This window comes from Rhizobium leguminosarum, assembly GCF_002953715.1.
GTDB classification, from domain to species: Bacteria; Pseudomonadota; Alphaproteobacteria; order Rhizobiales; family Rhizobiaceae; genus Rhizobium; species Rhizobium leguminosarum_V.
Genome location: NZ_CP025012.1, coordinates 567,428 through 586,989 on the forward strand (window position 1 = coordinate 567,428; position 19,562 = coordinate 586,989).

Annotated in this window: 21 protein-coding genes; 14 read left to right on the plus strand and 7 right to left on the minus strand. The window is 61.1% G+C overall.

From position 1 onward, the window contains the following. Positions 1 to 142: 142 nt before the first annotated feature. From CUJ84_RS02790 to CUJ84_RS02815, 6 genes are all read left to right on the plus strand, one after another. The gene (locus CUJ84_RS02790; protein ID WP_105005099.1) at positions 143 to 1,372 is read left to right on the plus strand and encodes a cell wall hydrolase; all 1,230 of its coding nucleotides are present in this window, start codon (positions 143 to 145) and stop codon (positions 1,370 to 1,372) included. A gap of 271 nt (positions 1,373 to 1,643) precedes the next feature. After that, positions 1,644 to 1,982, plus strand: a complete 339-nt coding sequence (locus CUJ84_RS02795; RefSeq protein WP_062943422.1) for an AtpZ/AtpI family protein — start codon at positions 1,644 to 1,646, stop codon at positions 1,980 to 1,982. A gap of 62 nt (positions 1,983 to 2,044) precedes the next feature. After that, positions 2,045 to 2,797 (plus strand): F0F1 ATP synthase subunit A, encoded by a 753-nt coding sequence (locus CUJ84_RS02800; protein ID WP_003556903.1) that lies wholly within the window; start codon positions 2,045 to 2,047, stop codon positions 2,795 to 2,797. A 67-nt stretch (positions 2,798 to 2,864) separates the two neighbouring features. Next, positions 2,865 to 3,092, plus strand: a complete 228-nt coding sequence (locus tag CUJ84_RS02805) for a F0F1 ATP synthase subunit C (RefSeq protein ID WP_003545854.1) — start codon at positions 2,865 to 2,867, stop codon at positions 3,090 to 3,092. 77 nt (positions 3,093 to 3,169) lie between these two features. Then, positions 3,170 to 3,793 carry a F0F1 ATP synthase subunit B gene (locus tag CUJ84_RS02810; RefSeq protein WP_105005100.1) on the plus strand — a complete coding sequence of 208 codons (624 nt, stop codon included), beginning with the start codon at positions 3,170 to 3,172 and terminating at the stop codon, positions 3,791 to 3,793. A 3-nt stretch (positions 3,794 to 3,796) separates the two neighbouring features. Next, positions 3,797 to 4,285 (plus strand): F0F1 ATP synthase subunit B, encoded by a 489-nt coding sequence (locus CUJ84_RS02815; RefSeq protein WP_105005101.1) that lies wholly within the window; start codon positions 3,797 to 3,799, stop codon positions 4,283 to 4,285. Between the two features lie 358 nt (positions 4,286 to 4,643). On the opposite strand, the gene CUJ84_RS02820 is transcribed toward CUJ84_RS02815, so the two are convergent. Both CUJ84_RS02820 and CUJ84_RS02825 read right to left on the minus strand, forming a co-directional pair. Further along, on the minus strand, positions 4,644 to 5,333 hold the full coding sequence (locus CUJ84_RS02820) for a ribonuclease HII (protein WP_105005102.1): 690 nt from the start codon (positions 5,331 to 5,333) through the stop codon (positions 4,644 to 4,646). Between the two features lie 302 nt (positions 5,334 to 5,635). After that, positions 5,636 to 6,793: a PA0069 family radical SAM protein gene (locus CUJ84_RS02825; protein WP_105005103.1), complete on the minus strand. Its 1,158-nt coding sequence runs from the start codon at positions 6,791 to 6,793 to the stop codon at positions 5,636 to 5,638. A 139-nt stretch (positions 6,794 to 6,932) separates the two neighbouring features. Here CUJ84_RS02825 and CUJ84_RS02830 point away from each other — a divergent pair, with 139 nt between their 5' ends. Then, positions 6,933 to 7,451 (plus strand): glycosyltransferase family 2 protein, encoded by a 519-nt coding sequence (locus CUJ84_RS02830; RefSeq protein WP_018245012.1) that lies wholly within the window; start codon positions 6,933 to 6,935, stop codon positions 7,449 to 7,451. Between the two features lie 182 nt (positions 7,452 to 7,633). Then, the gene (locus tag CUJ84_RS02835) at positions 7,634 to 7,969 is read left to right on the plus strand and encodes a hypothetical protein (protein ID WP_012756247.1); all 336 of its coding nucleotides are present in this window, start codon (positions 7,634 to 7,636) and stop codon (positions 7,967 to 7,969) included. Positions 7,970 to 8,003: 34 nt separating this feature from the next. Here CUJ84_RS02835 and moaB read toward each other — a convergent pair whose 3' ends face one another. The 4 genes from moaB to CUJ84_RS02855 form a co-directional block, all read right to left on the minus strand. Beyond that, positions 8,004 to 8,555: a molybdenum cofactor biosynthesis protein B gene (gene moaB / locus CUJ84_RS02840; RefSeq protein WP_105008067.1), complete on the minus strand. Its 552-nt coding sequence runs from the start codon at positions 8,553 to 8,555 to the stop codon at positions 8,004 to 8,006. Beyond that, positions 8,555 to 9,466, minus strand: coding sequence for a 4-(cytidine 5'-diphospho)-2-C-methyl-D-erythritol kinase (locus CUJ84_RS02845; RefSeq protein ID WP_105005104.1), 912 nt, complete (start codon positions 9,464 to 9,466; stop codon positions 8,555 to 8,557). The genes moaB and CUJ84_RS02845 overlap by 1 nt, the downstream gene beginning before the upstream one ends. 69 nt (positions 9,467 to 9,535) lie before the next feature. Further along, positions 9,536 to 11,368 carry a tetratricopeptide repeat protein gene (locus CUJ84_RS02850; protein ID WP_105005105.1) on the minus strand — a complete coding sequence of 611 codons (1,833 nt, stop codon included), beginning with the start codon at positions 11,366 to 11,368 and terminating at the stop codon, positions 9,536 to 9,538. A gap of 134 nt (positions 11,369 to 11,502) precedes the next feature. Further along, positions 11,503 to 12,519, minus strand: coding sequence for a polyprenyl synthetase family protein (locus CUJ84_RS02855; protein ID WP_018245017.1), 1,017 nt, complete (start codon positions 12,517 to 12,519; stop codon positions 11,503 to 11,505). Positions 12,520 to 12,627: 108 nt separating this feature from the next. On the opposite strand from CUJ84_RS02855, the gene CUJ84_RS02860 reads away from it, so the two are divergent. Both CUJ84_RS02860 and CUJ84_RS02865 read left to right on the plus strand, forming a co-directional pair. After that, positions 12,628 to 12,855: a DUF2007 domain-containing protein gene (locus tag CUJ84_RS02860; protein ID WP_003545870.1), complete on the plus strand. Its 228-nt coding sequence runs from the start codon at positions 12,628 to 12,630 to the stop codon at positions 12,853 to 12,855. Between the two features lie 6 nt (positions 12,856 to 12,861). Next, positions 12,862 to 13,638 carry a tRNA1(Val) (adenine(37)-N6)-methyltransferase gene (locus CUJ84_RS02865; protein WP_105005106.1) on the plus strand — a complete coding sequence of 259 codons (777 nt, stop codon included), beginning with the start codon at positions 12,862 to 12,864 and terminating at the stop codon, positions 13,636 to 13,638. Between the two features lie 53 nt (positions 13,639 to 13,691). On the opposite strand, the gene CUJ84_RS02870 is transcribed toward CUJ84_RS02865, so the two are convergent. Next, positions 13,692 to 15,032, minus strand: a complete 1,341-nt coding sequence (locus tag CUJ84_RS02870) for an Nramp family divalent metal transporter (RefSeq protein ID WP_105005107.1) — start codon at positions 15,030 to 15,032, stop codon at positions 13,692 to 13,694. Positions 15,033 to 15,215: 183 nt separating this feature from the next. Between CUJ84_RS02870 and CUJ84_RS02875 the strand changes: the two genes are divergently transcribed. The 4 genes from CUJ84_RS02875 to CUJ84_RS02890 all read left to right on the plus strand — a co-directional run bounded on the left by CUJ84_RS02875 (position 15,216) and on the right by CUJ84_RS02890 (position 19,515). Then, positions 15,216 to 16,076, plus strand: a complete 861-nt coding sequence (locus CUJ84_RS02875; protein WP_018495057.1) for a S49 family peptidase — start codon at positions 15,216 to 15,218, stop codon at positions 16,074 to 16,076. Between the two features lie 18 nt (positions 16,077 to 16,094). Continuing rightward, on the plus strand, positions 16,095 to 16,286 hold the full coding sequence (locus CUJ84_RS02880; RefSeq protein WP_003556931.1) for a membrane protein: 192 nt from the start codon (positions 16,095 to 16,097) through the stop codon (positions 16,284 to 16,286). A 325-nt stretch (positions 16,287 to 16,611) separates the two neighbouring features. Then, positions 16,612 to 17,568 (plus strand): glycine--tRNA ligase subunit alpha, encoded by a 957-nt coding sequence (locus CUJ84_RS02885; RefSeq protein ID WP_105005108.1) that lies wholly within the window; start codon positions 16,612 to 16,614, stop codon positions 17,566 to 17,568. Positions 17,569 to 17,736: 168 nt separating this feature from the next. Next, complete coding sequence (locus CUJ84_RS02890; RefSeq protein ID WP_105005109.1) at positions 17,737 to 19,515, plus strand: DUF2207 family protein; 1,779 nt, start codon at positions 17,737 to 17,739, stop codon at positions 19,513 to 19,515. Positions 19,516 to 19,562: the final 47 nt, after the last annotated feature.

Sequence of the window (19,562 nt, forward strand, 5' to 3'; positions counted from 1 at the left end):
GGGTTGGGGAGGGGCCTTTCACAAGGCTGCGACACACCTCATCCCACGAAATTATCCACCACATTAGAATATCCAAGAATTCTCACGGTCACATTCCGGCACGGCCTGTTAACCGGACGTCAAGGTTAATGCGAGATTTTCAATGGAATGTTCCCGCGTTCCATGCCCGGAGTCCGTGTTGCGTCGAAAGAGCCCTTCCCGTAGCAAGCTGCGTCTCATTCCCGAGAATTGGGTGTCGCCCGTAATCTTCGGTCTTGCCGGCTGGCTGATTTTCCCGAGCGTCGCATCTCATGCCGATCTGGCCGCCATGCTCGCCGGCCTCGATCATGAGGGTGAGAACTGGCGCATGGTGCTGACCAATTCGCCGGCCGGCTCTATCCACCAGGCCGAACTCGCCTTCGCCGAGCCGATGGTGACGGGTTCGATCTCCGCCGGTGCCGGCATGGTGCTGCCCGATGGCCGCAAGGTCGCTTTTACCGCCAAGGACAAGGGCACTGCCAAGGATAGGGGCCACGAGGACACGCCGGACGAGGATCGCGTCAATCGCAGCACCAAGAAGGGCCGCGTCGTCGCCGTCGAGAAGATGCAGCCGCCGAAGGACTTTTCCGCCGGCTCGATCCTCGAGCGCACCAAGATGCTCTTCACCCCGAGCTTCGATCTCAAGGACAGGTCGGCCTTCGTCAAGCCGAAGATCCAGGGCAAGGAAATCCAGATCGCCACATCTTTCTATAAGACGCAGCCTGTTGTGACCGATAATGGCGTGCCGGCAATGCTCGCAAGCCTCGTCACCAGCAACAAGGCCGATGTGCTGGCCACGGCCTATGCACCGGCAGCACCTGACTATGCCCGCCAATCGCCCTTCGATTCGATCCTGGCCGAACAGGACAGCGGCCGCTTCGTTCCGCAGATCGGCCCGCGCGATCATGCCTGGGCCGCGAGTGTGCTGGCGCCGAGCGTCTTTTCCGCCCGCGAACAGCAGTGCCTTGCCTCCGGCATCTATTTCGAGGCGCGGGGAGAATCGGTGAAGGGCCAGGCGGCCGTCGCCCAGGTCATCCTCAACCGCGTCCGCAATCCTTCCTATCCCAAGACCATCTGCGGCGTCGTCTACCAGAACGAGGATTGGCGCAACCGCTGCCAGTTTTCCTTCGCCTGCGACAGCATCAAGGACAGAGTGAACTCGGAATATCACTGGCGAGTCGCCCGCGATGTGGCGATGGCCGTGACATCAGGCAAGATCTGGCTGCCGCAGGTGGGCTCGGCGACGCATTACCATGCCGTCTATGTCAGACCGAAATGGGCAAAGACCATGGAAAAGGTCGGCCGCATTGGTCTTCATGTCTTCTATCGCACCTATGGCGGCGGCTGGAGTTGAGATAAATCGCTGGGGCAAGCCGATTTCCGGCCCGGAAAAGCGGATTCTTTCCGTCGAATTTGCGCGATCGACCCAGAGTCGATTTATCTCTTTGATTTGATGGAATTATTTTCTCGCTGGACAGAAGCTGTCTACGCCTTGACTATGCTAATCCCTAAAACTATGTTGCGCGCGACTTCAGAACGGGCCGGAAGGGTCTCAACCTTCGCGTCCGGGGTCCGAATGACCGGGGTAGCGGGAGTGCGGGCGACGGACAGGCGAGGAGAGATCCATGGCGGACGACCGCGAGGAAAGTCTTGAAAAGCGCCGTGCGCAATTGGGAGCGAAACTCGCGACCAAGCGCGTCGAGACGGGAGAGGACGAGGCTAGGGAAGCCCGCGCCGAGGTAAGCCGCAAAGGTTATGCCCAGGCGATGAAGCTTTCCAGCGAGTTCATTTCCGCAATCGTCGTCGGTGCTCTGCTTGGCTATGTCCTCGACCGTTTTGTTGGCACGGCGCCTTGGGGTTTGATTGTTCTTCTGCTTCTCGGATTTTGTGCCGGCGTTCTGAACGTGTTGCGTTCTGCGGGGGTGGTGGCCCATCCCCTGGACGACAAGGACGACAAGAAATAAGGACCGGTTCCGGTCCAGTGCAATGACCCCGCGTCCTGCGGGCCAAAGAGAGAGAACAAGCGGTGTCTAACGATCCGACTCATCAGTTCCTGATCCAGAAGATTGTGCCGATCGAAATCGGCGGAATTGATTTTTCGTTCACCAATGCATCGCTTTTCATGGCCGCTTCGGCTGCCGTTGCCGTAGGCTTCCTCTATTTCGCGACCTCGAACCGCGCCATCGTGCCGGGCCGTTCGCAGTCGGTCGCGGAAATGTCCTATGAATTCATCGCCAACATGCTGAAGGAAGGCGCGGGCAAGCAGGGAATGAAGTTCTTCCCGCTGGTCTTTTCGCTCTTCACCTTCGTTCTGACGGCGAACCTGCTCGGTATGTTCCCGTATTTCTTCACCGTCACCAGCCAGATCATCGTCACTTTCGCGCTCGCGCTCTTGGTTATCGGCACGGTTCTCGTCTACGGTTTCTACAAGCACGGTTTCCACTTCCTGAAGGTCTTCGTGCCCTCGGGGGTGCCTGGCGCTCTGCTGCCGCTGGTCGTCTTGATCGAAATGATCTCCTTCCTCTCTCGTCCGATTTCACTCTCTGTTCGTCTTTTTGCGAACATGCTCGCCGGTCACATCACGCTGAAGGTGTTCGCAGGCTTCGTCGCCTCGCTCGGAGCCCTCGGTGCTGTCGGTGTCGGTGGCGCCGTTCTTCCCCTCATCATGACCGTCGCCCTGACCGGTCTCGAGTTCCTCGTCGCCTTCCTTCAGGCTTATGTCTTTGCGGTACTGACTTGCATGTACCTCAACGACGCAATCCATCCGGGCGGGCACTAAGGATAACGACATCGACGTCAAAGGGCGTCAGTCATTCGCCGCAACAACCATTTCAAAGGAGTTCAACATGGAAGCGGAAGCAGCAAAGTACATCGGTGCAGGCCTGGCTTGCTTTGGTATGGCCGGTACGGCTCTCGGCCTCGGCAATATTTTCGGCAGCTACCTCTCCGGCGCACTGCGCAATCCGTCTGCCGCTGACAGCCAGTTCGGCCGTCTGGTATTCGGCTTCGCCGTTACGGAAGCTCTGGGCATCTTCTCGCTGCTCGTCGCTCTCCTCCTCCTCTTCGCCGTCTGATATCGGCGAATAGATGGATCACGGCCTGCGACCGCAAGCCGTGATCCTTTGCATTTGCAGTCCACCTGGAGGTGAGCATGTTTTTTGTGACCCCGGCTTACGCTGAGGAAGCACCGGCGGCAGCGACGGGTACGGATGCGCACGCCGCTCCGGCCGCAGGCGAGGTCCATACCGAGACTGGTGTTGCCGAAGGCGAACACGCCCGCGGCCCTTTCCCGCCTTTCGATTCGACGACCTTCGCGTCCCAGCTGCTCTGGCTGGTGATCACGTTCGGCGTCTTCTATTTGCTCATGCAAAAGGTCATCGCGCCGCGCATCGGGGCCATCCTCGATCAGCGTCACACGCGCATCTCCCAGGATCTGGAAGAAGCAGGCCGCCTGAAGGCGGAAGCCGACGCCGCCGTCCAGACCTATGAAGGTGAACTGGCCGCTGCCCGCGCCAAATCCAACGCGATCGGCTCCGCCGCACGCGACGCCGCCAAGGCCAAGGCCGAAGAGGATCGTCGCGCTGTCGAGGCAAGCCTGTCGGAAAAGATCAAGGCTGCCGAGCTTCGCATCGGCGAGATCAAGGCCAAGGCCTTCGCCGACGTCGGCACCATTGCCGAGGAAACGGCGGCTGCCGTGGTCGATCAGCTGATCGGCGGCACCGTCGCCAAGGCCGATGTCGCCGCCGCCGTCGCGGCTGCCAAGAAGGAGGCTTGATCGATGGAATTCTTTGACGCGACTTTCTTCGCCTTTGTCGGCCTCGTCCTCTTCCTGGCGCTGGTCGTTTACCTGAAGGTTCCGGGCATGATGGCACGGTCGCTCGACGACCGCGCCGACCAGATCCGCAACGAATTGGCCGAAGCCAAGCGCCTGCGCGAAGAGGCCCAGCACCTGCTCGCCGAATACCAGCGCAAGCGCAAGGAAGCGGAAGCCGAAGCGGCCCACATCGTTGCCGCCGCCGAACGCGAAGCTGAAATGTTGACTGCCGAAGCGAAGAAGAAGACGGAAGAATTCGTCGCCAACCGCACGGCGCTCTCCGAGCAGAAGATCAAGCAGGCCGAGGTCGAGGCGATGAAGGCGGTGCGTTCCGCCGCTGTCGATCTCGCAATCGCGGCCGCTGAAACCGTGCTTGCCAAGCAGGCCGACGCCAAGGTCCAGTCCGAGCTCTTCGGCAATGCCGTCGGCCAGGTCAAGACGCGGCTGAACTGAGCGGTTTCGAAAAAGATTGAGAGGAAAGGCCGGGCATGTCCCGGCCTTTTCTTTTGTTGATTGCCCGGTCTCGTACCGAGGATCTGCTGCAGATAAACCGACTGCAGATATTCGGGCAAACCCACTGCGGTCCGGTGCTCTCACCCGGCGCCAGCCCCTCATCCGGCTGCCGCCACCTTCTCCCGGCAGGCGGGGAGAAGGGATATGCCGCGGGGCTTCTCGGTCCCCGGCCTACCTCTCGCAGGGCACGTCCCCTCGCCCCGTTTACGGGGAGAGGGTTAGGGCGAGGGGCTGCTTTCGGGGTGAAACCGGACAGCATTGGGACAAGCTCGGGCATATCCCGGACTTTTTGAATAATCTATTCGGAAAGCAGCTCGTCCGTCTCAGGACCATCCTCGGTCTTTCGCAACGGTCTGAAGCTCATCCGGTGCAGGGAACAGGGGCCGTGCCTCTCGATGCCGGCGCGGTGCTGCGCCGTGCCATAGCCCACATGTGCGGCAAAGCCGTAATCCGGAAATACATTATGCGCCCGTGCCATCATCCGGTCGCGCGTCACCTTGGCGACGATCGAGGCGGCGGCGATCGAGACCGAGCGGGCATCACCCTTGACCACCGCCTGTCCGGGGCAATCGAGGCCGGGCGGCACGTCGAGCCCGTCGGTCAGCACATAGCTTGCCGGAATGGCGAGGCTGCAGATTGCCCGGCGCATGGCGTCGAGGCTCGCCTTGCGAATGTCAGTCTCGTCGATGCGCGTCGAGCTGGAGGAGGCGATGGAGACGGTCGCAGTCGCCAGAATCTGCACGAACAATTCCTCGCGCCGTTGCGCCGAAAGCTGCTTGGAATCGTTGAGACCCTCAGGGATGCGCCGGGGATCGAGGATGACGGCAGCAGCAACGACGGGTCCCGCCAGCGGCCCGCGGCCCGCCTCGTCGGCGCCGGCGACCGGCCAGTGACCGGCCTTGCGGGCTTTGAGTTCCAGTCGAAAATCCGGCACGAGCGGAACCGTGTCGAAAAGCAGGGGAGAATCGGGTGGCGTGCGAGGTTTCATGCGGCTGAACCTCGCACGCCAACCCGATTTCCCGCAAGTCCCCGGATCAGGGCGGCGGCCGGGGACGCTCCGGCGGATGGTGGCGGTCAGGGCCATCCGCGGGAATTGCGCTCGGGACTCGAAAACAGGGCGGTTTTGTCGAGAAGCCGATGCGCAAGCTAGAAGCAATTCCAGGAAAAGTGTGGCGCGGTATTCCGTCCGGAATTGCGTAACAGGTTAGAGCTAGTTCCAGGAAAAGTGTGGCGCGGTTTTCCCCAGGCAAAGCGCGAAGCGATTTTGCTGGAATTGCGTAAAAACAAATATTAGAGCAGCGACAGCTGCACGCCGCTGCCATCGGGCGGCACGAACAGATCGTCGCGCAGCGGCATGCTGCGTCGCGTCAGGCCGAAACGCCGGGCTGCCATTTCAAAGCGCCGGGCGATCTGCCAGGCATAGGGACCGGCGCCCTTCATGCGCTTGCCGAATTCGGCATCATAATCCTTGCCGCCGCGCATCGAACGCACCAGCGACATCACATGCCGGTAACGATCAGGGTAATGCTGCAGCAGCCAGTCGCGAAACAGCGGGCTGACCTCGAGCGGCAGCCTGAGGATGACATAGCTCGCCTCGACGGCGCCAGCAGCCTTTGCCGATTCGAGGATGCGCTCCAGCTCGTGGTCGTTCAGCGCCGGGATGAGCGGAGCGGCCATCACAGCCGTCTGGATGCCCGCTTCAGCCAGGGTGTGGATCGTCTCCAGCCGCCGCGGCGGCGTGGCGGCACGCGGCTCCATCGTCCGGGCAAGCTTGCGATCCAGCGTGGTCACCGAGATGCCGACGCGCACCAGGTTCTTAGCTGCCATCTCCTGCAGAATGTCGAGATCACGCAGGATCATCGCCGACTTGGTGACGATCGATACCGGATGGTTCGCCTTGTTCAACACCTCGAGAATGCCGCGCATGATGCGCCATTCCTTCTCGATCGGCTGATAGGGATCGGTATTGGTGCCGATCGCGATCACCCGCACCTTGTAGCCGGGCTTGGCGAGTTCCCGCTCCAGGAGTTTTGCTGCATGGGGCTTGGCAAAAAGCTTCGTCTCGAAATCGAGCCCTGCAGAAAGCCCCATATAGGCGTGTGTCGGCCGGGCGAAACAATAGATGCAGCCGTGCTCGCAACCGCGATAGGGATTGATCGAGCGGTCGAAGGGAATGTCCGGCGATTCGTTGCGGGTGATTGCCGTGCGCGGCTTCTCGACCTGCACTTCGGTCTTGAAGGGCGGCAGCTCTTCCCACGTCTGCCAGCCATCGTCGACGGTCTCCCGCTGCAACGCCTCGAACCGACCTGTCGGGTTCAGTCCCGCCCCACGTCCACGCCGCCGATCGACCTCGACTCTCAGACCGGAGGAAACGATCATCGCATCGGCAATATCTGCCGTATTGGCAGGCGCGAATGCGGCCTGCCCTGCCAGGGACTGCTCTCTCATCGGATTCTCCCGTGGCGGAAAGCCATCGCTTCCGCCCGTTTTGCTGATTAAATTCCTATCCGCAAAACGAGAACAATGCAAGAACAAAATGAGGAAAACGGTGCTGGCAAAAATTTGTGCGGCGCATTATAAATGGTCAATGTTGACGGTTGTTCTCGAATGTCAGGATCAGGAATCTGAGCTGGCGCAGACCTTATCGGTATTGGTGGCAGGCGCGGTGGAGGGGCTGGTGAGCGATGTGGTCGTGCTCGATCACGGCTCGCGCGATGGCACCTCGCGGGTGGCCGATGCCGCCGGCTGCCGCTTCCATTCGCAATGGGATATCAAGGACATCGTCCGCTCCGCCCGCGGCGAATGGCTGCTCTTCGTCGAGCCGGGCGCGAGACCTCAGGCGGGCTGGATCGATGAGATTGCCGAATATGTGGCGCTGAACAAGCTGCCGGCGCGCTTCACCGCTTCGCGTGGCTATAGGCGCCCGTTCTTCCAGCGTGTCGGCCGAGCTGTGCCGCCGCTGGAACTTGGCTTTCTCCTGCCGAAGAAGCAGGCGCTCGCCATCGCCAAAAGCGGCATGCGGCTTACCGAATTCGTCAAGGGCCAGAAGCCGCGCAAGCTCGCGAGCGAACTCATTCCGTCCTGGGTTGCCCGCGCTGCGCGATAGGTATCGCAACCCTCTCCATGAGCAAAAGATGGCGCCCAATAGGATTTCGCGCTATAATTCAAACATGGCGCCGTCGAAGCGCCTCGCTTCGCAACGGAATGGCCATGGAATGCCGGTGAACGGCAGAACAGGTCAGCGAAAATCTCCTCTTCTGCCGGGTTCCCGGCGAAAGGAGGTGCGTCATGGCACGCGGTAGGATCTACGGCGTACGCAGTATGATCTACGGCCTCATAGCCGTCATATTGCCGACATTGGTGATCGCGCATCCGCATTCGGCAGCATCGCAGATGATGCGCAGTTGCGCAGGCCGACCCGAAATCGTCAATTTCCTGGACAAAAACTTCGCCGAAAAGCTCACGGCAGTCGGACTGATCAACGAGAACGCCATTCTTGAGGTCTATGCCGCCGAAAGCGGCACCTGGACCCTCATCGTCACAGATGTTCACGGCATAAGCTGCGTTCTGCTGTCGGGTGATAGCTGGGACACCATGCCCGTCCTGCCGGGCCTGGCCACATAGTGAATGCCCCTGGTGCGCCAGGGGCAACCATGCCCTACTTCGTTGCGCCGCGTTTCAGGTGCTCGTCCAGACGCGGCATGATCTCGACGAAATTGCACGGCGCGCTGCGATAGTCGAGCTGTCCTTTCAGAATGCCGTCCCAGGCATCCCGGCAGGCGCCGGGCGAGCCCGGCAGCACGAAGATGAAGGTGGAGTTGGCAACGCCCGCCGTGGCGCGCGACTGGATCGTCGCCGTGCCGATCTTCTCGTAGGAGATCCGGTGGAAGATGGCGGAAAAGCCGTCCATCCGCTTTTCGAACAAGGGCTCCAGCGCCTCGGGCGTCACATCGCGGCCGGTAAAGCCGGTGCCGCCGGTGGTGATGACGACGTCTATGTCTTTATTGTCAGTCCAGGCCTTTACCCGCGCGGCAATCTCCGCGCGATCATCGGGCACGATCCCCCGGTCGACCAGCCTGTGGCCCGCCTCAGTGATCCGCGCCGCCAGCGTGTCACCTGACTTGTCCGTCTCCGGCGTGCGCGTATCCGAGATCGTCAGAACCGCAATGCCGACCGCGATGAAGGGCCGCTTTTCGTCCAGACCTGCCATCATACGCCTCCCGAAACGGTTTCCGTCGCCTGGAAATACCAGTCGGGCCGCGCGCCGTGAAGAGCTGCCGCCGCATCTTCAGCGTCAGTCATGGTCGCAAAGATGCCGAAACAGGTGGCGCCGGAACCGGACATGCGGGTCAAAAGCGCGCCGTGAACCTGCAGCATCGCCGAGATCGCCGCAATCTCCGGCACGAGTTCGCGCGCCGGCGGCTCCAGGTCGTTGCGGGCAGCAGCAATCGCGGCCAGCCAGTCGACAGTCTGAGGCGGGCTCGGAGCCAGGCTGAGGGCCGGATTGTTCTTTGTCGCCAGCCGGCGGAAAACCTCGGGCGTCGAGACGCCCTTCAGCGGATTGGCGAGCACCATGGCAAAGGCCGGCAGCTCCGGCACGGGTTCGATCTTTTCGCCGATGCCGCGGGCAATCAGCGGCCGGCTCGCAAGGCACATCGGCACGTCGGCACCGAGCTTCAGGGCGAGAGCTGCGAGCGCCTCCTCGGGCAAGCTCGTGCCCCAGAGCCGCATCAGCCCACGCAGCGTCGCGGCCGCATCGGCCGAGCCGCCGCCGATGCCGGAGGCAACGGGCAGGTTCTTTTCCAAGTGGATGCGGACGGGGAAGGCGAGGGCGCCGATCGCCTCGCGCAGCAGATCGCGCGACTTCAGCACCAGGTTGGTGCCGGCATCGCCGGCAAGGACCTCGCCGAAACGGCCAGACAGGCTGAATACGTCGGTCGGCGACCGCATGAAGTCCAGCCGGTCGCCATGATCTGCGAAGGTCACCAGCATATCGAGTAGATGATAGCCATCCGGCCGCTGGCCCGTCACATGCAGGGCCAGGTTGATTTTCGCGCGAGCTTCCTCGGTGATGCTGGAGCACGATGCCGAAAAGTCTGAGCGGTTCTCGGACGACATCATGCTCTATTTCTTTGATCTCGAACCGGCCAAGCCCCCTTCAGGGCCCTCTTCAGGCAAACGTCCCGCCCGTCAGGATTTCTTGTCGACCGGCGGCGGGATAACGGGTGCCGGATCCGGCTGTTTCTTGTCGGCCGCCTTGGCATCGTCGCTGGCGGGAGGCAGGCCGTTGGCGACCTTGTCCTTGATCCTCGGAATTTCGGCGGCTTCAGGCTCGGAGCTGAGCGCGCGGTTCCACTGGTAGACGGCCTCGAGCTTGCGCCCGACGCGCCAGTAGGCATCGCCGAGATGGTCGTTGATCGTTGCGTCGCCGGCCTTGATCTGTGCGGCCCGCTCCAACTCGTCGACGGCATCGTCGAAGCGGTTGAGGCGGAAATAAGCCCAGCCGAGCGAATCGATGATGTAGCCGTCGTCAGGGCGAAGATCGACGGCCTTCTTGATCATGCCGAGACCTTCGTCGAGGTTCCGGTTCATGTCGATCCAGGAATAACCGAGATAGTTCAGCACCTGCGGCTGGTCGGGATTGAGCTCCAGCGCCTTGCGGAAGTTCGGTTCCGCCTGGTCCCACTTCTTCAGCCGCTCATAGGCGATGCCGCGCTGGAAGAAGACGCTCCAGTTGGCGCGGCCGGGAATGGGGCCGATCGCTTCGACGGCCTTGTCGTAATTGGCGGCCATCGCCTCGTAGTCCTTGGCGTCGGAGAGCACGCTGCCATAGGCGAGGTAACTGCGGATGTCCTTCGGGTCGGAGGCGATCAGCGCCTGCAGGTGCTTGCGCGCCTCATCCACCTTGCCGCCCTGGGCAAGGGCAAGGCCGAGCTGCAGCTCGGAGATGCGCCGCATCGGCGAATTCTCCGGCACCTTCTTGTAGAGCGCGATGGCGCGGTCCATCTGGTTCTGTTTCTCGGCAATGCCGCCGAGCAGCACCAAAGTATCGGCGCTGTTCGGATCGAGCGCATTGGCCGTCTGCAGGTAAAGCGAGACGATATCCTCGGCGCCGTCGCGGTTCAGCGCGCCGCCGACGGAGAAGAGCACACCGGCAGCGCCTTCTTCGGCCGTCTTGACCTGCTGTTCCTGCTTCTCGTTCTTTTCGACGCTGTCGCGCAGCGCGTTCAACGGCGCATAGTTCGGCAGCAGGTTGTCGCCGACGGAAACGGCGTCGAGCGCCTTCTGCTTGTTGCCCTGTGTTGCTTCGAGGCGAGCAAGCGCCATCACGGCGCGCATGAAGGTATCGGGCGCCGTCGCTCCGCCTTCCTTGTCGAGCACGGCATCGTTCAGATGCTGGCGGGCGGATTTCACGTCGCCGATGGCGATGGCGATCGCGCCGGCATTGTAATTCTGGAAGATGCGGAACCAGTCCGGCCCCTTCATCTTCTCGACCATGGTGAGCGCTTCCTTGCCGCGGCCGGCGCCGACGCGGGCCCAGGCGAGCAGCAGGTCGTTCATCATCCGGTCGAGATCGTTCGGCCCCTTATATTTCAGGATGGACTCGGCGGTCTTGTAGTCGTCACGGCGCACGGCATCCATGCCGCGCACGATCGTGGTGATGCGCTCGACGGAAGGATCGCCCTTGAGGTCGTTGGCGTATTTGACGCCGTCCTTGATGTCGCCATTGAGCAGCAGCGAGATCATCAGCCGCTGGCGAATCTCGGGATTGCCGGGCTCGATCTGCAGCGCCTTCTTGTAGAGCTCGATCGCCGTTTCGTAGTCATGATCGACATCGGCGGTGCGCGCCGCGAGGAAGGCGCCGGAGAAAGTGGTCACGCTATCGGCATCAAAGTGAGCGGCCGTGCCGGCATCGTCTGCCTTGGCCGCATCCTCGGCGTTCACGCCGCCGACACCGCCCAGCGAAAGGACAGCTGCAAGCGCTGCGCTCGTAAGAAGACGGATGGCAAGTCTCTGCCGCATTAGGAAACCTTTCTTCGACAGCGTCCCGGACAATGGTGCCGGTCGCAAAACAAGTTGCGATCACTGATTCATAACAGGATGGCTTTTTTGAAGCGGTGCTGCAAGAAAATCAGCCTGCGATCAAGGACGTTTGATCAATTGACGCGCTCGATGCAGAAGTCGATCACTTCCATCAAGGCGGATTTCCAGACCGTATCCGGAAGGGGCGCAAGCGCGTCCCGTGCGATCGTCCCGTAATGGATCGCGCGGCCGATCGTGTCGCTGAGCGTGCCATATTTGGTGATCAGCCCCAGCGCTTTTTCGAGGTTTGCGTCGGTGCTGTTGCCGGCTTCGATCGCATCGCGCCAGAAGGCGCGCTCGTCCTCGGTGCCGCGGCGATAGGCGAGAATGACCGGCAGGGTGATCTTGCCTTCGCGGAAATCATCACCGACATTCTTGCCGAGATCGGCCGCCTTGCCGCCATAGTCGAGCGCGTCGTCGACGAGCTGGAAGGCCAGCCCCAGATTCATGCCGTAGGATTTCAGCGCATTGCGGCCGGAGCGGCCGGCCTCTGCGACGATCGGCCCGACTTCGGCGGCAGCGGCAAAGAGAGCCGCGGTCTTGGCGCGGATGACGGAGAGATAATCGTCCTCGGTCGTCTCCATGTTCTTGGCGACCGAAAGCTGCAGCACTTCGCCTTCGGCGATCACGCAGGCGGCGGAAGACAAGACGTCGAGCGCATCGAGCGAACCGACATCGACCATCATGCGGAAGGCCTGGCCGAGCAGGAAGTCGCCGACCAGCACGCTTGCCTGGTTGCCCCAGATCATCCGCGCCGTCGGCTTGCTGCGGCGCAGATCGCTTTCGTCGACGACGTCGTCATGCAGCAGCGTCGCCGTGTGCATGAACTCGACCGATGTGGCGAGCTTGACGTGGTTTTCGCCCCTGTAGTCGAACAGTGAGGCGGAAGCCAGCGTCAGCATCGGCCGCAGCCGCTTGCCGCCGGACGAGATCAAATGGTTCGCCACTTCGGGGATCATCTGCACATCGGAGCCGGCCTTGGACAGAATGAGCTGGTTTACTCGCTCCATGTCCGCCCTGGTGAGATCGACCAATGGCTTGATGGATGCCAGTTTGTTTTTGCTTTCTTCAAGCGGTATGACCACGCCCAACGACCCGGACTCCTGTTCATTCTTTGCACCTGACAATAGAAAGGGGCGATGGACGCGGCAAGGGGTGAATTGTCGCGCTGAGCGAAATTGGAAGGAAAACGACGGCAAATGCATGAGCTTATCCGCGCCAACGACCCCGTTCTGCTCTCTTATGCCGAGAGTTTGATGAAGGATGCGGGAATTCACTGCTTCATCGCCGACCAGGGCATGAGCGTGCTGGAAGGCTCGCTCGGCATGCTGTCGCGCCGCTTGCTGGTGGATGAGGAGATGGCCGATCAGGCGCGCCGCATCCTCACCGATGCCGGTCTCGGCGGCGAGTTGCGCGAGCGGAAGTGAGCTCCGATGACCGGGGAACCCATTGACACCATCGATGCCTTTCATCGCGGCGCCTTCCATGTGGTGCAGCCGAAGGGCAGGGGCCATCGCTCCGGCATGGATGCGATGCTGCTTGCGGCTCTGGTTGCCGACGATCGCCCGGTCAGGGTTGCCGATCTCGGCGCCGGCGCCGGTGCTGCCGGCCTTGCCGTCGCCTCGCGGCTTGCCGATACGCAGGTTGTGCTCTTCGAGCGCTCGGCCGAGATGGCCGATTATGCCCGCCGCAGCATCCTCTTGCCCGACAATGCCCATGTCGCGGGCCGCGTCAGCGTCGTCGAGGCCGATGTGACGCTGACCGCCAAGGCGCGCAACGATGCCGGGCTCACCGATGAAAGCTTCCACCACGTCATCATGAACCCGCCCTTTAACGACGCCGGCGACCGGCGCACGCCGGATGCGCTGAAGGCCGAAGCCCATGCGATGACCGACGGCCTGTTCGAAAGCTGGATCCGCACCGCCGGCGCCATCATGATCCCAGGCGGGCAATTGTCGCTGATCGCCAGGCCCCAGTCGATCGCCGAGATCGTTGCCGCATGTGGCCGGCGCTTCGGCGGCATCGAGATCACCGCTATCCACCCGCGTCCGGGTGAAAACGCCGTCCGTATCCTGGTGACTACTATCAAGGGATCGCGGGCGCGGCTGTCGCTGCGCGCCCCTCTGATCATGCACGAAGAGGGGAGCCACAAGTTCTCCCCTCTCGTCGATGACTTCAACAATGGCCGGGCGGCCTATATGAGGCTTTAGGGTCTCCCGCAATTCCGGACGGAAAACCGCTTCACACTTTTCCTGGAATTGCTTCAGCCGGTGACGAAGTCGAAGAGCAGCTTGACGTTCAGCCCGGCGATGACGACCGCGATCAGATAGGCGATGCCGCTCAGCCAGCGGGGCGCCACCAGTTCGCCCATCTTGGCCTTGCTGGCAGTGAACATGACAAGCGGGAAGACGGCGAAGGAAAGCTGCAGGCTGAGCACCACCTGTGTCAGGATCAGCAGCTGCGCCGTGCCCTGATCGCCGTACCAGATGGTGACGATCGCCGCAGGCACGATGGCGATGGCGCGGGTGATCAGCCGGCGTACCCACGGCTTCAGCCGGATCTTCAGGAAGCCTTCCATGACGATCTGGCCGGCAAGCGTTGCCGTCACCGTCGAGTTGAGGCCGCAGCAGAGAAGCGCGATGCCGAAGAGCGTCGGCGCGATGGCCAGGCCGAGCAGCGGCGATAGCAGTGAATGGGCCTCGCCGAGTTCGACGACGTCGGTCTTGCCATGCGCATTGAAAGCGGCCGCCGCAAGGATCAGGATCGAGGCGTTGATCAGAAGCGCGAAACACAGCGCGACCGTGGAATCGATCGTCGCAAAGGTCAGCGCCTCCTTCTTCTCGGGAATGGTATGGCCGTAGGCCCGCGTCTGCACGATGCCGGAGTGAAGGTAGAGATTGTGCGGCATGACGGTCGCGCCGAGAATGCCGAGCGCCAGATAGAGCATCTCGGGATTGGTGACGATCTCGGTGGTCGGGAAGAAGCCGGTGAGGACGGCGCCCCATTGCGGGTCGGCAAGCAGGATCTGCACGCCGAAGCAGACAGCGATGACGCCGAGCAGCGCGATGATGAAGGCTTCCACCCAGCGGAAACCGAGCTTCTGCAGGAAGAGGATCACGAAGACGTCGAGCGCGGTGATCAGCACGCCGAGTTCGAGCGGGATGCCCATCAACAGGTTGAGGCCGATCGCCGTGCCGATCACCTCGGCGATATCGGTGGCGATGATGGCGATTTCCGCAAGGGCCCAGAGCGGCACCGAGACATATCTCGGAAAAGCGTCGCGGCAGGCCTGCGCAAGATCGCGCCCGGAAGCGATCGCCAGACGCGCACAGAGCGCTTGCAGCACGATCGCCATCAGGTTGGAAAGCAGCGCGACGGTGAGCAGCGCATAGCCGAATTTCGAGCCGCCGGCGAGCGATGTCGCCCAGTTGCCCGGGTCCATGTAACCGACGGCGACCATGTAGCCCGGCCCGGCGAAAGCTGCTGCCCTTCGCCATGTCGAGCTGTGACGCCCGGTTCCGACGGTGCGGTAGACATCGGAGAGCGATCCCTCTCCGCGTTCATGCCGCCAGCCGCTCTTTGCATTCGGATTGAGGACGTCCATGCGATTTCCACCTGTTTTATCGTCAGGGCACTATGACGAATTAGAATGATAATGCAAGTCATTCGCAACAACAAAATCAAACCTGATGTTTTCAGGACCGCGGCCATTGCGTTTGCCGTTCCAGCGCATACATGGATGCCGATCGCAAACTGCGATCCTGCGACCCGAAGCGAAGGATGGGAAATGGCTGGATTCTTGAGAAAACTGATGCCGAAACGGTTCCGCAAGGACGGCATCACCATCCCGGTCGTCCGGCTGCAGGGGGCGATCATCAGCGGCGGCGGCCAGTTCCGGCCGACCCTCAATCTCGCCAATGTCTCTCCGGTTCTGGAAAAGGCCTTCGCCATGAAGGACGCGCCGGCGGTCGCCATCTCCATCAATTCGCCGGGCGGCTCGCCCGTCCAGTCGCGCCTGATCTTCACCCGCATTCGCGAGCTCGCCCGCGAGAAGCAGAAAAAGGTTCTGGTCTTCGTCGAGGACGTCGCCGCCTCCGGCGGTTACATGATCGCGCTTGCCGGCGACGAGATCATTGCCGATGCCACCTCCATCGTCGGCTCGATCGGCGTCGTCTCCGGCGGTTTCGGCTTTCCCGAACTCTTGAAGAAGATCGGCGTCGAACGCCGCGTCTATACGGCGGGCGAAAACAAGGTGATCCTCGATCCTTTCCAGCCGGAAAAGGAAAAGGATATCGAGTATCTGAAGAGCCTGCAGCTCGAAATCCACCAGGTCTTCATCTCAATGGTGCGCGAGCGTCGCGCCGGCAAGCTGAGGGATGATGCGACGGTCTTTTCCGGCCTGTTCTGGAGCGGCACGCGCGGCCTGGAGCTCGGCCTCATCGATGGCCTCGGCGACATGCGCCAAGAACTGAAAAGGCGCTACGGCCAGAAGACCAAGCTGGAGCTTGTCACCGCCGGCCGTGGCCTGTTCGGCCGCCGTATTCCCGGTGTGTCGCCGGTCTCGCTCGAAGGTGCTGCATCCGGTCTCGCAACGGGGCTTGTCGAAGCGGCGGAAGAGAGAGCATTGTGGAGTCGTTTCGGGCTTTGAAGGGAGCAAGAGAGGGGCATGCCGCAGTTAATTACCATTCTGATCCTGGTCTTCTCAGCCTGGTGGCTTTACCGACGCTTCGTCTCCGATGCCCGCAAGCTCGCCGAAAAGTCGCGCCGCGCTGAAAAAGAGCGCCAGACCGGCGCGATCGGCACGCTGGTCAAGGACCCGGCGACGGGCGAATACCGGCTGAAGCGCGAGGGCGAATAAGAGGCGTCGCCATCGCCTCTCACTCAGCGCTTGTCCCTCATCCGGCTGCCGCCATCGACCGGGGTCGAGCCACGGGTCTCGACCCGTCCTTCGGACTCCCGCCTGCGGGGCGAAGGGGATATGCCGCGACCTCTCCCTTCCCACTCACCTCTCGCATGGCACGTCCCCTAGCCCCGTTTACGGGGAGAGGGTTAGGGTGAGGGGCTGCGGAATTCCTCTTCCATATCGGCATTCGACGCCTCTTCGCCGCCGCAAAAGTCTTGACCCCCGCCGCCCTCCATGGCACCTGTCGCGCCGATAAATCCCAAGCAATCGGTGCCGTTCGATGTCAGCTATCCCAGACCATATGAACCCGAAGCGCTCCTTCCAGGCGCTGATCCTGAACCTGCATAACTACTGGGCGGACAAGGGTTGCGCGGTGCTGCAGCCTTACGACATGGAAGTCGGCGCCGGCACCTTCCATCCGGCCACCACGCTGCGCGCCCTCGGCCCCAAGCCGTGGAAGGCGGCTTACGTCCAGCCGTCGCGTCGCCCGTCCGACGGCCGCTATGGCGAGAACCCGAACCGGCTGCAGCATTATTACCAATACCAGGTCATCCTCAAGCCGAACCCGCCGAACCTGCAGGAGCTTTATCTCGGCTCGCTGGCGGCGATCGGCCTCGATCCGCTGCTGCATGATATCCGTTTCGTCGAGGACGACTGGGAAAGCCCGACACTCGGCGCCTGGGGCCTCGGCTGGGAATGCTGGTGCGATGGCATGGAAGTCTCGCAGTTCACCTATTTTCAGCAGGTCTGCGGCATCGAATGCTCGCCCGTCGCCGGCGAACTCACCTATGGTCTCGAACGCCTCGCCATGTATGTCCAGGGCGTCGACAATGTGTACGATCTGAACTTCAACGGCCGCGACGGCGACGAGAAGATCAGCTATGGCGATGTCTTCCTGCAGGCCGAGCAGGAATATTCGCGCCATAATTTCGAATTCGCCAATACCGAGATGCTGCATCGCCATTTCGTCGATGCTGAAAAGGAATGCCGGGCGCTGCTCGATGCCGGCGCGCCCGGCGACAACGCCAACCAGCGCCTGCACAAATGCGTCTTCCCGGCCTACGACCAGTGCATCAAGGCAAGCCATGTCTTCAACCTGCTCGACGCCCGCGGCGTCATCTCGGTCACCGAGCGCCAGAGCTATATCCTGCGCGTGCGCACGCTCGCAAAGGCCTGTGGCGAAGCCTTCCTGCTGACCGATGCCGGCGGCGTCAACCTGGCCAAAGAGGCGGCGTAAAAGCCGTCTCGAAAAATTCCGTCGCTTCTGGAGCTAGGCTTCTTTTGTATTGCGTGAACCGCCCCCACATTGTCTTATTGGGTGTTGCGGTCAGGTATAGCTTCGGTATCTCTTTTGAAGAGCGATATTCTTTATTTTAAAATCTCATTTGAAAATTGCGCAGGCAGGATGCCGCGAATTTTCTCATGGCTGTTGTCATGTGCAATTCTTGTCTTGCTGACCTCGTGCAGCGATTTTGACAAGGAGTTCGCCGTTCAGTCGGCAAAAACTACGATCGAAATTTCTACCGACGGCACTGCTTTGGTGTCGGAAAGTTTTGATATCCTGGTCAAGAAGGCGGAAAACTACGGCGGCGTTTACGTTGATATCCCTCAACGTTTCAAGGATGCGTCAGGCGGGGTTCACTGGCGAGATTTCGGTCTGGTCGCAGCCCGGCGTGACGGATCCGACGAATATTATTTCAAAGAAAACAACGTGCCGGGCTATTCGATCTATATCGGCAAGGAGCACTGCAAACGCTGCCCTGCTGATCTGTTCACCGGCGTCACAAAGATCCAGATCGCTTACCGGCTCGGCCGTCTGGTCCGTCAGGAAGGCGATCACCAGGTTCTTTTCCTGCCGGCCTATATGGGCCGTGTCCATGACCAGGGCGCCAGAAAAACGCTTACTCTAAGGGTGCCGCCCGGCGGTGCGGTGCGCCCTTCGCGCGATGATCCGGCGACCTATGAGACCATACAGAGGGCACCGGATGAGTTTGTGGTGTCTATCGCGGCAGGCAAGGGGGATCGGGTTCTGCCGGATATCGAGATCGAATATCCCGGAGGAACTTTTCTGGGCGGAACGAGCGATAGGCGGATGCGGTGGTGGCTTTCGGATCACTTTCTCCCATTCCTAAGCATTTTAGGGCCGCTGATCGTCGGTCTGGTTGTTATCCTCAAATTTCGACCTTCGTGGCTTTTGCCTGCACCATTGATAGTTGTCGACATCAAAATGACGGAGAGCATATCCCCGGCTCTGGCTGCCTATCTGTTCCTGAACTGGAAGGCAGACGCGGCAAAAGCGGCCTTCATGGCGTCTGTCTGCCATCTCGCAGTGAAGCGAACGCTTCGCGTTTCCAGCCTGGATGAAAATGCGGAGGCCTCGGACTTATTGGCAAAGCACGAGCGCAGGAAGGGCAAGGCGGGTCGCGCCAAATGGTATGGCCTTCCGGCTGCGACGCGTTTGGTGTTCGGGCGAATTGGGAAGGAGCGGCCTGTCGGTGATCGGCGCAGAGTTAAAAATGCCCGGCCTGATGTGAGAGATGAACTACACAGAACAGTTACTGAGGAATATCAGAAGGTCAGAGGCACAGATCGGTGGAGCTTGGCGGCTGTAGTCTCAATTCTGGCTCTTGGTGTTGCCGTCGCTTTTTTCTCGGGCCTCCTGCTCTTTTCGGCCTCCATCTGCGGTATCTTATTGATATCTCTTATTTTCGCGATAGCGTTTCTGCATCCAGAACGGCTGTCTGTCCACACCAACTTTAGGCAGACGGTCAGTCTTTATGTGACGCTCCCGGCGCTAATGATTCTCGCGCTTTGCTATATTGGTATGACTAAGGTTATCAGCGAACAGCAGCCATATCTGGCGGCGATTTTGTTGGACATTATCGGCATTGTCATTGTTCTGGCAATGCTGCGCATGCCAACGCCGAAGCAGCGGCAGATTCACAGTAACATGCTCATCTTGAACCGTTATTTCCGCGGTGAGATCGATGGCCCGGCAATGTCGGTCGAATGCTACGAGCATTATCTCCCTTTCGCAGTCGCGCTTGACGTCGAACAACGCTGGACCGAACGCTTCAATCTCTGGCGAGCGAGCGAAAAGATGGATGCCTATGCTCCTGATTGGCTGATAGTCTCTCAGACGGACGGTATTATCAAAGTCTCATCGAAATCGGCCGAAGAATGACTGCGCCAAGATGACTTTGTTATGCCGAACCACTAACGTGCGATCAT